This is a genomic window from Mycolicibacterium cosmeticum, assembly GCF_000613185.1.
GTDB classification, from domain to species: Bacteria; Actinomycetota; Actinomycetes; order Mycobacteriales; family Mycobacteriaceae; genus Mycobacterium; species Mycobacterium cosmeticum.
The window spans coordinates 1214315-1227755 of sequence record NZ_CCBB010000001.1; the positions used below are offsets into that span (position 1 = coordinate 1214315).

The following is a 13441-nucleotide window of genomic DNA, read 5'->3' on the forward strand; positions in this document are numbered from 1 at the left end:
AGGGCGGCCTTGTCCTCGTCGATCTCGACGTCGATGTCCGGCTGTGTCATGCGCGATCTCGCTTCGCTTCTCGCGTGGCTGTCATGCTGCCGCCTTCGAGTCGTCGGCCTTGCTGAGCAGATTGCGCGCGGACTTGCCGTACGCCAACAACTGTTGGCGCACCGGGAACAGGCCCTGCGGCCGGAAGATCATCAACACCACCAGCGCCAGGCCGAAGAACAGATACTTCAGGTCACCCAGGTTGATGCCCAGGAAGTGCACGCCGAGGAGGCGGTTGGGCAGATACACGATGATGAAGGCACCGAAGATGACGCCCAGCTTGTTGCCCTGCCCACCGAGCACCACCGCACACAGGAACAGCATCGAGTTGATGATGTTGAACGTCGGCGGCGCAACGTATTGCACCTGCCCGGCGTACAGCGCGCCGGACAACCCGCCGATGGCCGCACCGATGACGAAGGCCCACAGTTTGAACTTGAAGGTGTTGACGCCCATGACTTCGGCGGCGTCCTCGTCCTCGCGGATGGCCACCCAGGCGCGGCCCACCCGGCTGCGTTCCAGATTGCCGACCAGCAGCAGCACGATGACGATGAGCACCAGGCCCAGCCAGAACCACCAGGTGCCGTAGTTGGCGTCACCACCGGAATTACCGCTGGAGAACACACCATTGGGCAGGTGCTCGTTCTCCCCCAGCCTCGGATACGCGATCTCGTTGAGCCCGCGCGGGCCGTTGGTGATGTCGGTGAGGTTGTCGGCGAGCAGCCGGATGATCTCACCGAAACCGAGCGTGACGATGGCCAGATAGTCACCCCGCAGCCGCAGCGTCGGCGTGCCGAGGATCAGACCGGCCAGCGCTGTCACCGCCATCGCGATCGGCACGCAGGACAGCCAGGCCCAGTCCTTGCTGAAGAAGCCGGTCGGGCCGACCTTGTTCCACGGGCTGTCCGGGCTGGTGAGCAGCGCCACCGTGTAGGCGCCGACGGCGTAGAAGCCGACATACCCCAGGTCGAGCAGGCCGGCCTGCCCCACCACCACGTTCAGGCCGATGGCGATGATGGCGACCATGGCGAACTGGGCCATGGTGCCGCCGAAGCTGATGCCCGGGGTGTCCAGGAAACCCGGTGTGTACAACGGCAGCAGCCCGACGATCACGAACAGCAGCGCACCGAAGATCCACTTCATCGGCCGGCTGAGCTCGGACCACCACTGCCGCAGGCCATCTCCGGGGGCCAAGACGTTGCGACGCCACCCCGTCGTCTGCTGATGGCTCATGCGCGTGCCTTCCCGAGGCTCTCACCGAGTATGCCCGTCGGCCGGATGAGCAACACCAGAACCAGCAGCACGAAGGCGACCACGTCGCGCCATTGCGTGCCGAACAGCGCCTGACCGTAGTTCTCCATGATCCCGAGGATCAGACCACCGAGCAGGGCGCCGCGCAGGTTCCCGATGCCGCCGAGCACCGCGGCCGAGAATGCCTTGATACCCAACAGGAATCCGCCCGAGTAGATGATGCCCTGCGGCAGTTTCATGATGTAGAGCAGCGCGGCCGCACCGGCGAGCAGACCGCCGATGAGGAACGTCGTCATGATGACCCGCTCCCGGGACACCCCCATCAACGTCGCGGTGGTGGGGTCCTGAGCGACCGCGCGGATACCGCGGCCGAACTTGGTGCGGTTGATCGCGATATCGGTCAACACCGCCAACACCAGAGCCGCCACGACGATCACGATGGTCACGTTGGAGACGGTGGCCCCGAAGATGGTGAACTGAGTCTTGGGTTGTACCAGGATGATCGGCTGCTGGGCGTTGCTGCCGCCGTAGCCCTTGATGATCTTGGGCAACACGAAGTGCACGAACTCCTGCAGCACGAACGACATGCCGATCGCGGTGATCAGGAAGGTCAGCGCCCGGGCGTTGCGTTTACGCAGCGGCCGGTAGGCCACCACTTCCAGCCCGACCGCGGCCGCACCCGAGACGAGCATGGCGACCACCATGGCGATCGCCAGATACAGCACCGTCAGCGCGATGCCCTTGTTGTAAGGCGTGCCACTCGGGGTGAAGCCCAGGATGATGTCGAGCGCGAAGTAGGCGCCGAACATGCCGAGCATGAAGATCTCGGAATGGGCGAAGTTGATCAACCGCAGCACCCCGAACACCAGGGTGTAGCCGACCGCCACGAGCGCGTAGATCGCTCCCCACGACAGTCCGTCAATGGTCAACTGGCCGAACCCGTTCACCAGGTTGTCGACGTTGAAGTTGATATTGGCTGCGGTGCAGACGTACTGACCGATGCAGTCGGGGGTCATCCGGTGGCGGGCTCCTGATCGCTGGGGTGGCTGTCTGGAACAAGAACGCGTCCGGAACCGGGGTCCCGGACGCGTTCCGTCAGCAAGTCCCTACTGGACCTTGAAGATCCAGATCAGGTTGGTGGTGAGCTCACCCTTGTCGGTCCACTGGTAGTTACGAGCGATGCCCTGGCCGTTGTACTTCTTCACGAAGTCCAGCAGCGCCGGCCGGGTGATGGCACCCGAGTCGATGCCCTTGAGCAGGATGGTGCCGAGGTCGTAGCCCTCCGCACTGTAGGTACCCGCGTCGGTGTTGAACTTCTTCTTGTACTCCTCGGCGAACGTGCCGGTGGCCGGGCCGCACGGGCAGGCCAGGATGGCGTCCTTCGAGGCCTCGCCGGCCTGCTTGACGAACTCCGGGTCCTTGGTGCCGTCGGCCGAGGAGAAGACGCCGGTGTAGCCGCCGTCGCGCAGCTGCTGGACCAGCGGGGCCGCCTCGGAGTAGTAGCCGCCGTAGAAGATGGCATCCGGGCTGACACCCTTGACCTGGGTGACCGCGGCGGAGAAGTCCTTGTCGCCCTTCTTCACCGAGATGTTGCAGCCGGGATCGGCGACCGGGCCCAGGGTGTCGCGCACCGCGGTGGCCAGGCCCAGGCCGTAGTCGGTGCTGTCGTCGATGACGCAGATCTTCTTGAAGCCCAACGTGTTCTTCAGATAGTTGGCCACCGACGGGCCCTGCACGGCGTCGTTGGCCAGGCCGCGGAAGAAGGTCTTCCAGCCGTTCTGGCTGAGCGTCGGGTTGGTGGCCGACGCGGTGGTGGCGACCAGGCCGGCCTGGTCGAACACCGTGCCGGTGGCCTTGGTCTCGCCGGAGAAGGCCGGGCCGACCAGACCGATGGTGTACTGGTCGTCGACGATCTGCGGGGCGATGGCCGTCGCCTTCTGCGGGTCGCCCTCGGTGTCGAACGGCTTGAGCTGCACCTGGCAGCCCGGGTTCGCGGCGTTGTGCTTGTCGATCGCCAGCTGCACACCGTTCTTGATGTTGATGCCGAGCGCGGCGTCCGGGCCGTTGAGCGCACCGGCCATCGCGATGGACACGGGCGGGCAGGTGGCCTTGCCGTCGCCGGCGGGATCGGCCGGGGTGGCACCGCTGGCGGCCTTGACCTCCCCGCCGTTCTCGTCGATCTGGACCTGTTCGACGATCTTCAGGTCCGCCTTGGACGTGCCCTGTTCGGGGGCGGACTGGTTGCACCCGGCAATACCGAGTACCAGCAGGCCAGCACCACCGAGCGCAAATGCATTCCGTGCCACGCGACCGCGCACGCTTCACCTCCGAGTCATGGATTCCGACGGCATCAACGATTCGGCCAGGTCGGCCGGTCGCTGAGGCTTCGGGTAGACACTAGCCAACCGGTCGCCGCGTTGCGTGATGTTGAACGATTGGCCGTGGCGCGTCGATGGCGCGAGCAGGCGATAGCCCCAGACCGGAAACGCAGTGTTAACCCAGCCCGGCCACAGCGATCAGGCAGACGAGGATTCGCCGCCGGGCGTGTCGAGGGTTTCCAGCACCACCTCGGCAACCCGCTTCATGGTGGTGCGCCGATCCATCGCCGCCCGCTGGATCCACTTGAACGCTTCGGGCTCGGTCATCCCCTGGTTGGCCTGCAGCAAACCCTTGGCCCGTTCGACCAGCTTGCGCGTCTCCAAGCGGTCCGACAGGTTGGCGACCTCGCTCTCCAGCGCACTGATCTCACTGAACCGGCTGACCGCGACCTCGATGGCCGGGATCAGATCGGTGATGGAGAACGGTTTGACCAGATAGGCCATGGCGCCGGCGTCGCGGGCCCGCTCGACCAGTTCGCGCTGCGAGAAGGCGGTCAGGATCACGATGGGCGCGATGCGCTTGGCGGCGATCTCGGAGGCGGCGTCGATACCGTCGCGGCGCGGCATCTTGACGTCCATGATCACCAGGTCGGGCTTGAGGCTTTCGGCCAGATCCACCGCTTCCTGGCCGTCCCCGGCCTGCCCGACGACCTCATAGCCTTCCTCACGCAGCATTTCGGCCAGGTCGAGTCGGATCAAGGCTTCGTCCTCGGCGACGAGGACGCGGCGTGGGGCGGGAGCGTCGGTCATGTGAGACATTGTCGCGTGAGAGCGGCCGGACAGCGACCTCGGGGTTGATCGGGCGCGTCGCGGCGCGGGGGTCCCTGGTGGCCGGCGCCGGAATCGGCATCCTCTATGGTGGGAGTCCGCAGCGGTACGGCCCTCGTATCCCAACTGGCAGAGGAAACGGATTCAAAACCCGTGCAGTGTGAGTTCGAATCTCACCGAGGGCACTCCATCCAGACACGAAAATGAAGGGCCGCGCGGTCCGCGGCCCTTCATTTCCCCTCGTCTCTTATTCGGAGCCGCCGGCTCCCGACGATGCCGCACCCGACTTCGCCGTATCGTTCTCCCGCTGCGATGGGGTGGTCGCGGCCGGGGTCGACGTTCCGCCATGACGCGGCTTGTCGCTGATACTCGGCTTCGGAGCCGTCTGCGCGGTGGTCCCATGGCCTGACTTCACCGACGAGGTATCCGGCTTGGTGTCCGGCTTCGTCGTGTCGGGTTTCGCCGTGTCCGGCTTGGTCGTGTCGGGTTTCGTCGTGTCGGGCTTGGTTGCCTCGGGACTCGACGCCTCCGGCTTCGTCTCGGGCGTCGAGGTTTCCGGTTTCGTCTCGGGAGTCGTCGTCTCGGGCTTCGTGGCTTCCGGCTTCGTGGGCTCGGGCTCGGTGGATTCGGTTGATGTGCTGGATTCCTCGGTGGCAGCGGGCTTTTCAGGTTCGGTCACCACAGGCTCGGTCACGACGGGCTCCGTGACAGCAGGTTCCGTCACCACCGGCTGCGTGACAGCAGGTTCCGTCACCACCGGCTCCGTCACGGCGGGATCGGTCACCACCGGCTCCGCGACCGCCTCGGTCACCACCGGCTCGGTAACGACAGGCTCCTCGGTGACGGTGCCCTCAGCGGCTTGCGTCTCGGCGCTCACCCCCTCGGTCTTGCCCTTGGTCTTTTCATCGGCAGCGGCGGCCGTCTCGTCCACCGCCGCATCCTGTGCGACGTCCTCGGCAATCGCCGCGTCGATCGAGGTGCCCGCCCGCGCCGCGCTCAGCGCGGTCGTCGTCACGGTCTGACCGCCCAGCAGCCCGCCGATGGCGCTGACCAGCTGTTTGACGACGTTCACCACCGAGGTCACGACCGCGCTGATGAGGTTCGGGACGAATGCCAGCACATTACTGATGAGCTGACCGAGCATCTGCAGCAAGGACGACACCGGATTCGTCGGGGTTTCCGGTTGAAGAGACTTGATCAAGTCTTTGAGAATGAGCGCTATCGCCTTGGGCGACCCATCGGCGTTGTAGAGCCCGAAATGCGCTTGGTCGTTGTAGGTGTCTTCACCAGGGTTGGCCGTGCCCTGGGTGGTGTAGAGGAACACCGGCCCGGCACCCGCGAAGGATTGCCAGTATTTGAGAAAATCGACGATGTAATCGCGCTGCTGTTCTTCGGACACCACATTGGTCGGCAGTCCGTACTCGCTTATCCACATCTTGAGTTGCTCTTGACCAGGCGCGAGATAGGAATCCATCAAAGCGCGTAGTTGCTGGGCCTGGTAGAGCGGTGTGTCGGTGTACCAAGGCACGGTGTCGCCCTCGGAGAATTTCAGGTCGTACTTGTAGGGGTGGAACGAAAGCGCGTCGAAATAGCCGTTGGCGCCGGCGTTGTACATGGCCTGGACGAAGTCAACCGGATTCATCGACAAGTCGCCCCTGGTCAACCCCGCGCCGACGACGGCACCGATCACCGTGATATCCACTCCGAGCTCAGTGGACGCCTCTTTGAGCTTGGTATAGGTGACCTTCAACATGTTGGTGTAGTCGACCGGATCGACCGGGTTCCAGAAAAACGCCGCATTCGGCTCGTTCCAGACCTCGTAGGCGCCGATCTTCTCTCCGTAGCGCAGAGCCACCTGTTTGGCGAAGTCGGCGAATTCGTTGAAGTCGGCCGGCTGACCGTTGATGGGAGTCGATTCCGTAGCCCACCACGGCGTCGAGTTGAGCACACCGAGAATGCCCATGCCCTTGTCGTGGGCGGCGTTGACGATCAGATCGAGGGCGCCCCAATTCGGGTCGCCCGCGGGTGAGCCGAGCGCCGGATCCACCGGCTGCACGCCGGCCCACGGCACCAGCAGCCGGACGTTCTCGACACCCAGGTCCTGCATCTGCTGGAGGCGAGCGTTCACCTCGGCAAGGATCGCCACCGGGTCGGCGTCCGGCGCGGCGAGGGCGTTGTTGATCGCGATATAGAAGTCCGAGCCCTCGGAAATCCCCACCGTCGACGGGGAGTCGTCGATCGCGGCCGTGTTCTGCACGTTATAGGTCGCCGTGTGCTGGACCTCGGGCATGACGAAATGGCTGCCGGTCGCCGCAACAATGGCTGCGGTGGTCAAACCAATTACCGAGCGGACCGCAATACCACGTACCGGCCCAGGGCGAGAACCCCACATGTTGACCACCTCTGTTCTTTTGCCACAACGTCGTCGACGTGGGCCTGACATTGCTAGGAAATTAACCGACGTAGCGGCAATTTGCGAAACTTACTCAGGAGTAAGAAAAAGTGTCAGAGAATTTGCCGGCAACGCGATCCGACCGGCAAAGAATTTACCGGTGCGCAAATTGCAATTTCGGCCGGTCATAATCGCGCTTATGGCAAATGCGCTCCGAATGACCTCCACTGGGCGGCCCCTTCTGGCGAACACAGCAAGTGTCCAGGTACTGGACATATTGCACACCAACACCAGCGGTGTACCGCCGCCTCAGGAGCATGATCGCGCACCATCTCGTGATGGTCCAGCAAATTCGAGCGAACCGTCCTACGTTCGGCCGACGGCCGGCCGGCGACGGCCCCTGGACAACGTTTGCCGAACCGATCGAACGCTCACCGGTTTCGGCCCGCCATCCTGACATGTGGGAGTAGCCTTCGGCACGTGGCTGTCGGCGGCCAAGGGCGCTGCCTCCCGGATCTGCCGGCGGGTCGGCAGCAGTACGAAGATGCGTCCGGCCGGCGCTTCGCCGCGCTCACCATCAGTTGCCGCATCGCCACCGCGATCACCGGCGGTTACGGCGTGGCCCAGCTGTTCCTCGGCCGGGAGCTGTGGTACCTCGCCGCGGTAAACCTCGTCACCGCAGTGTTTTTCACGGCCGTTCCGATGCTGTACCGGTTCGGCGCCATGGTCGCGGCGTCGGCGTTCGTCGCGGTCGCCTACCTCTCCACGGCCTATCTGTGCAGCCAACTGGGCACCGGCTCGGGCCTGCAGTTCTATTTCGTGGTCGCCGCCGCGCTGTTGGTGCTCATCGTGGGCACCGAGCACATCGTGTTCGCCTCGGTGCTCGTGGCGATCGGGGCCGGGTTGGTGGTGGCATTGGAGTGGCTGGTTCCGCGCAGCACGGGCCTGCAGTCGCCGCTGGAGATGCGGGTCAGCTTCACCATCACCGTTGCGACAGCAAGCGTCATGGTGGTGACCGTGGTGTACTCGGCGATCCGGCGCATCGACCGCGCCGAGCGAGCGCTACAGCAGGAGTACGACAAGTCCGAGGCGCTGCTCGCGAACATCTTCCCCAGCAGCGTGGCCGCCCGGCTCAAAGACCGCGAGGACGGCGTGATCGCCGACGGGTACGACGACGCCGCCATTCTGTTCGCCGATATCGCCGGCTACACCCAGCGGGCCAGCGACACCACGCCCGCCGATCTGGTGGTGTTCCTCAACCGGCTCTACACCGATTTCGACCGGCTGGTCGACCGGCACCACCTGGAGAAGATCAAGACCAGCGGCGACTCGTACATGGTGGTCAGCGGCGTGCCGCAGCCACGACCCGACTACGTCGAAGCGCTGGCCTGCCTCGCGTTGGACATGGCTGCCGCCGTCGACGGGCTGCGTGACCACCGCGGCCGTGCGGTGCCGTTGCGCATCGGCATCGCCGCCGGGCCGGTGGTCGCGGGCGTGGTGGGATCACGCAAGTTTTTCTACGACGTCTGGGGTGACGCCGTGAACGTCGCCTCGCGGATGGAGAGCACCGACGAAGTCGGCCGGATCCAGGTGCCCCATGACGTCTACGACCGCATCAAGGACAGTTACCTGTTCGAGGAACGCGGCCACGTCGAGGTCAAGGGCAAGGGCCTGATGCGCACCTGGTACCTGGTGGGGCGCAAACCGGCCGAAGCGCTGCCGGACGAGCTCACACCTTCCGGTTCTCCGATTTGATCAGCCAGGCCAGCTTCTCCAGGCCGTCGATCAGCTGATGCAGCACGTCGGCGGTGCTCGGGTCTTCCGCATCCACCGCATCGTGCACACCGCGCAGCGTCGCCACGGCGGCATAGATGCGCGTCACGATGAGGTCCACCACGTCGGCGGTGCTGCGCTCATAGGCCGGGAAGGCGGGCAACGTCGTGGTGGCCGCGACGGTGTCGGACCGTCCGTCGGCGACCGCGTCCAGCGCACGCATCCGCTCGGCGATGGTGTCACTGGCCTCGCGGGCGAAGTCGACGAGCTCGTCCAGCTGCAGGTGCAGGTCGCGGAAGTTGGTGCCCACCACGTTCCAGTGCGCCTGCTTGCCCTGCAGATGCAGTTCGATCATGTCGACCAGGACCTGCTGCAGCGCAGCACTCAGCTGGGCTGAGGCCCGGAATCCCTGGATATCGGTTTCATTGCGTCGAGTTGAAGTGGTCATGTCATCAACAACGGCGTCTTTTCTGGAATGATTCCAAAAAACTAGGTGCGGTTCTGGTCCTGCTGGTTCAACAACCTGGCATAACCGGCACCCATGCCCAGCAGCACCAAACCCACCACCATGAACACCGCCACCCGGAACATCCCGTCCAGCGTGCCGAGGTCGAACACGAACAGTTTCGCCACCGCCGCCGCCACCAACGTCATACCGGCGCCGATGGGCAACGACCGGTCCGTGCGCGGACGGCGCGCCGCATAACCGAACAGGGCCGCCGCCAACGCGATCCAACAGATCGTCGCCACCATATGCCCGGCCAGGAATCCGCCGTTGAGTCCGGCGATCAACACCCCGGCCGTCACGGTGAACACGGTCACGGCGTACACCAACACCAGCGCCGCCCCGCCCAACAACAGCCGCAGCAGATCACCCTCGATCCGCTGCCGGACCGACCAGCACTGCGCGGTGGCATAGCCACCCAGCAACACCGCCGAGATCAGCACCGAGACCGCATCCGGTGTGGTGAGCACCGTCGCCGAGGCCAGCGTCACCGGCCCGGCAGTCGACATCAGCGCCAACCCGCCGACGGTGCCGAAGAAGGCCGCCGTCCACTGCGCGGCCGCGCTGTGCCGCCCGGCCACCGCCGTGAGCACCGCCATGGCCAGCAACAGCGGGCCGGCGACCGGTCCGGCGAAACCGACACCGACGGCAACCAGCGCCGCCACGGCGGCCAGCGCCGTCCAGATATGGCGAACCGGCGCCGTCACCCCGGGGATGCGGCTGGCGGCCAGGACGATCGCCAGCGTGGCCGCCGACAGGGCGGCGGCCATCAGCGCCGCGGGCACGTGCGGCGTCGCGGCCGACACGGCCAGCACCGGCAGGGCGCCCAGCGCCCCGGTCAACGCCACGGCGGTGCGATGTGCACTGTGCGGCAACAGGATCAACGCCGAGCCGAGCGACAACACCGCCGCGATGGCGCACGCCCCGGCCAGCCACGGATCGCGTCCGGCGCCGAAGGCCACCCCGACCAGCGCCAGCAGCACCGGCACGCTGCCGGCGACCGTCCGCGCCACGTACATCCCCACCCAGTCGCGGCCGAGCTGGACGGGCAGCGTCGCCGCCGACAGCGCCAGCATGAAACCCACCAGCAGCAGGGTGATGCCGCCCGCCACGATCGGCGCCAGCACGATCAGCGGCACCAGGACCAGCAGCGCCAGCTGCTCGGTCGCCCACCGCCGGGCCAGCGCCAGGCCGCCACCGGCCACCAGAGCGGACAGCACCAGACCGGCCGCCCCGGGCAACCAGTCGTAGATCGTGGTGACGGCCAAGACGTCGATATAGCCGGCGGCAATGCCGGTGGCGGCCAGGGCCGTTGCGCCCAGACCGCCACCGGGCCGGGCCTGCAGCCGGCACGCGACGCCCACCAGGGCGACGGCCAGCACCGCGCCACCGGCCACCCGGACCGGCGGGGCCAGCAATCCGGCTTGGGCGGCCAGCACCACCAGCAGGACCACCCCGATCAGCGTCACCGCAACCCCGGCGACCGCCAGCGCCTTGCCGATCCAGTTCGACGGCGCGGGCCGGGGCGCGGGCACCGGCGGGGGCGGCGGTGCCGGGACCGGCTGCGGCGGATAGGGCCAGTACACCGGCGGCTGGACGGGCTGGGCGTGGAGCGCACCGGCCAACTGCTGCAATTCGGCGGAGGCACGGTGCAACTGGCCAGCGATGGTCGAGAACTCGGCGGCCAGCCGGGCGAGCGCCTGTTGCGGTTCGGTCATGTCCGTCATCGTCGCGCGGGACCGTGGCCCGCCGGATGAGTAGGACTACTCGACTTCGGGTTCGCGGTCCAACCCGTGCTCGATCGCGTAGCGGGCCAACTCGACGCGGTTGGCGAGCTGCAACTTGCGGAAGGTGGCCTGCACGTGGTTCTCCACGGTGCGGTGGCTGAGCGACAACCGTTCACCGATCTGCTTGGCCGTCAACCCCTTTGCGACGTAGCGCAGGATCTCGGTCTCCCGGTCGGTGAGGCTGGGCCCGGCCGGACCGTCCGGTGGCTGCTGCGCGATGCGCCGGTACTCCCCCAGCACCAGACCCGCCAACCCCGGCGTGAACACCGCCCTGCCTTGCGCGGTCGCGCGAACCGCCGCGCCCAGCTCGGCCTTGGACGCGCTTTTCACCAGGTATCCGGTGGCACCGGCCTTCACCGCCTCCAACACGTCGTCGCGCTCATCGGAGGCGGACAGCACCAGGATGCGCGACGCCGGCGAGACGGCCAGCACCTCGAGGGTGGCCTGGGCTCCGGTGCCGTCGGACAGCCGCATGTCCATCACCACCACATCGGGTTGGACCGCCCCGGCCCGCCGGCGCGCCGATCCGACCCCGTCCGCGGTGGCCACCACCTCGAACCCATCCTCGGCCAGATCGCGCGCCACGGCGTCACGCCAGATCGGATGATCGTCGACCACCATGACCGTCGTCATCGCGCCGGCCGCCGCACCGTTCTGGGCACCCTCAACTCCCACTCCGTCCCCCCGCCTTCCGATGTCGTCAGCACCGCCTCACCGCCGAGTGCCCGCATCCGCCCCACGATGGACTTCGACACCCCGACGCGCCCCTGCTCCTCGGCCTGGGCCAGTCGGCCAGCGGCGATGCCCGGCCCGTCGTCGCGGATGCTGACCACCACCGCGTCACCGAGATCCTCGAGCAGGACGAAGGCGTGCGCGTCCGGACCGGCGTGCCGCTCGACGTTGGTCAGCGCATTCTCTGCCGCCGCGACGATCTCGGTCGCCAGGTGGGCGTCCAGCAGAACCGCTGTGGCGGGCAGGCTCACCGACACCTGGTCGGACTCGAATCTACGCACCAGTGCACCCAGATCGGCGTCGGCCGACATCGTCTGCGAATCAGCGCCGGCGCCACTGATCAGCCGGCGCAGCGCCCGCTCCTGCTCGCCGGCCGCCTCGGCCAATTGCACTGCCGCACCGCCGATTTCCCGGCCCCGCCGGGACACCAGGGCGAGCACCTGCATGACACCGTCGTGCACCTCGCGGGACAGTCGTTCCCGTTCGGCAAGGGCGGCCGCCAGCCGGGTGGCCCGTTCCAGTTCGTCGTGCGCGCGACGCGCCGTGGACGCCGCCATGCCGACCGCCAGCCCGACGGCCAGTTCGATGAGGATGGTCGGGGTGCGCACCAGATCCACCGAGATCGAGCCCTTGAGGGCGGCGGCCGTGCCCATGACGATCAGCCCCGCCAGCATCCCGGCCACCGGCCCGGCCAGGACGGCCGCCGAGACAACGGCATTCGTGGCCCACAAGGTGGTCGGCCAGGTCTGGTTGGCCAGCGTCCACGATGCCGAGGCGACCAGCGGCGTGGACGCCATCAGCGCGACCACCACCGCCACCTCGGCCAGCACCCAGGCCCGGCGGCGGCCGAACCCGCGCAGATAACCCACGGCACACGCCAGGCTCCAGCCGGTCAACGCACCGAACAACACCCAGCCCAGCACCGGGCGGGCGAACTCGGCATTCTTCGACAGCTGGAACACCAGCGCGTACACCCAGCTGAGCAACCGGAACACCTGCGCGGCCCGCCACAGCGGCGCCGCCGGGTCGGACACGCTTGCCACCGCCGCTACATCACCTTGGACAGAAAGGCTTTCGTCCGCTCGTGCTGAGGATTGGTCAGCACCTCACGCGGTGCGCCGCTCTCCACCACGACACCGCCGTCCATGAAGACGACCTTGTCGGCGACCTCACGGGCGAAGCCCATCTCGTGGGTCACCACCACCATCGTCATGCCCTCGCGGGCCAGGTTCTTCATGACCCCCAGCACCTCGCCGACCAGTTCCGGGTCCAGCGCCGAGGTCGGCTCGTCGAACAACATCAGCTTGGGGCTCATGGCCAGGGCCCTGGCGATGGCCACCCGCTGCTGCTGGCCACCGGACAACTGCGCGGGGTAGGCATCGGCCTTGTCGGCCAACCCCACCTGGGCCAGCAGATCCCTGGCCCGGGCCAGCGCGGCAGCGCGTTTGACCCGTTTGACGTGAACCGGCGCCTCGATGATGTTCTCCAGCGCGGTGCGGTGTGGGAACAGGTTGAAGTGCTGGAACACCATGCCGACGTCGCGGCGTTGCCGGGCGGCGTCCTTGGGGCTCAGCTCGTGCAGCTTGCCGCCCCGCTCGCGGTACCCGACGAGTTCACCGTCCACGTACAGCCGCCCGGCGGTGACCTCCTCCAGGTGATTGATGCAGCGCAGGAAGGTCGACTTACCCGAACCGGACGGCCCGACCAGCACCAGCACCTCACCCCGGCCGATCTCCAGCGTGATGCCCTTGAGGACGTGCAGCGCGCCGAAGCTCTTGCACACCTGCTCGGCTTTGACCATCGGCGCGGCCTGCAC

General features: G+C 66.9%; 11 protein-coding genes and 1 tRNA gene. 2 read left to right on the plus strand and 10 right to left on the minus strand.

Features of this window, described 5'->3' with window-relative positions:
• Positions 1-81: 81 nt before the first annotated feature.
• The 4 genes from BN977_RS05800 to BN977_RS05815 form a co-directional block, all read right to left on the minus strand.
• Positions 82-1272, minus strand: a complete 1191-nt coding sequence (locus BN977_RS05800) for a branched-chain amino acid ABC transporter permease (RefSeq protein ID WP_024451931.1) — start codon at positions 1270-1272, stop codon at positions 82-84.
• Positions 1269-2306, minus strand: coding sequence for a branched-chain amino acid ABC transporter permease (locus tag BN977_RS05805; RefSeq protein ID WP_024451932.1), 1038 nt, complete (start codon positions 2304-2306; stop codon positions 1269-1271). The genes BN977_RS05800 and BN977_RS05805 overlap by 4 nt, the downstream gene beginning before the upstream one ends.
• A 90-nt stretch (positions 2307-2396) precedes the next feature.
• Positions 2397-3608, minus strand: a complete 1212-nt coding sequence (locus tag BN977_RS05810; RefSeq protein WP_024451933.1) for a branched-chain amino acid ABC transporter substrate-binding protein — start codon at positions 3606-3608, stop codon at positions 2397-2399.
• A 198-nt stretch (positions 3609-3806) separates the two neighbouring features.
• Complete coding sequence (locus BN977_RS05815) at positions 3807-4418, minus strand: two-component system response regulator PdtaR (RefSeq protein WP_191262636.1); 612 nt, start codon at positions 4416-4418, stop codon at positions 3807-3809.
• A 129-nt stretch (positions 4419-4547) separates the two neighbouring features.
• On the opposite strand from BN977_RS05815, the gene BN977_RS05820 reads away from it, so the two are divergent.
• A tRNA-Leu gene (locus tag BN977_RS05820) sits at positions 4548-4621 on the plus strand.
• Positions 4622-4683: 62 nt separating this feature from the next.
• On the opposite strand, the gene BN977_RS31345 is transcribed toward BN977_RS05820, so the two are convergent.
• The gene (locus BN977_RS31345; RefSeq protein ID WP_051561092.1) at positions 4684-6771 is read right to left on the minus strand and encodes a cellulase family glycosylhydrolase; all 2088 of its coding nucleotides are present in this window, start codon (positions 6769-6771) and stop codon (positions 4684-4686) included.
• 537 nt (positions 6772-7308) lie between these two features.
• Here BN977_RS31345 and BN977_RS05830 point away from each other — a divergent pair.
• On the plus strand, positions 7309-8583 hold the full coding sequence (locus BN977_RS05830) for an adenylate/guanylate cyclase domain-containing protein (protein WP_024451936.1): 1275 nt from the start codon (positions 7309-7311) through the stop codon (positions 8581-8583).
• Here the strand turns inward: BN977_RS05830 and BN977_RS05835 are convergent.
• The 5 genes from BN977_RS05835 to BN977_RS05855 are packed head-to-tail and all read right to left on the minus strand — an operon-like array spanning position 8558 to position 13426.
• On the minus strand, positions 8558-9049 hold the full coding sequence (locus tag BN977_RS05835) for a Dps family protein (RefSeq protein ID WP_024451937.1): 492 nt from the start codon (positions 9047-9049) through the stop codon (positions 8558-8560). The genes BN977_RS05830 and BN977_RS05835 overlap by 26 nt on opposite strands.
• A 41-nt stretch (positions 9050-9090) precedes the next feature.
• Complete coding sequence (locus BN977_RS05840; protein ID WP_036398525.1) at positions 9091-10824, minus strand: DUF2339 domain-containing protein; 1734 nt, start codon at positions 10822-10824, stop codon at positions 9091-9093.
• A 45-nt stretch (positions 10825-10869) separates the two neighbouring features.
• The gene (locus BN977_RS05845; protein WP_036398530.1) at positions 10870-11526 is read right to left on the minus strand and encodes a response regulator; all 657 of its coding nucleotides are present in this window, start codon (positions 11524-11526) and stop codon (positions 10870-10872) included.
• The gene (gene macS, locus BN977_RS05850; protein ID WP_024451940.1) at positions 11523-12668 is read right to left on the minus strand and encodes a MacS family sensor histidine kinase; all 1146 of its coding nucleotides are present in this window, start codon (positions 12666-12668) and stop codon (positions 11523-11525) included. Before macS ends, BN977_RS05845 begins: the two co-directional genes overlap by 4 nt.
• Positions 12669-12673: 5 nt before the next feature.
• A complete protein-coding gene (locus BN977_RS05855; protein WP_024451941.1) occupies positions 12674-13426 on the minus strand; it encodes an amino acid ABC transporter ATP-binding protein in 753 nt (250 codons plus the stop codon).
• Positions 13427-13441 lie beyond the last annotated feature (15 nt).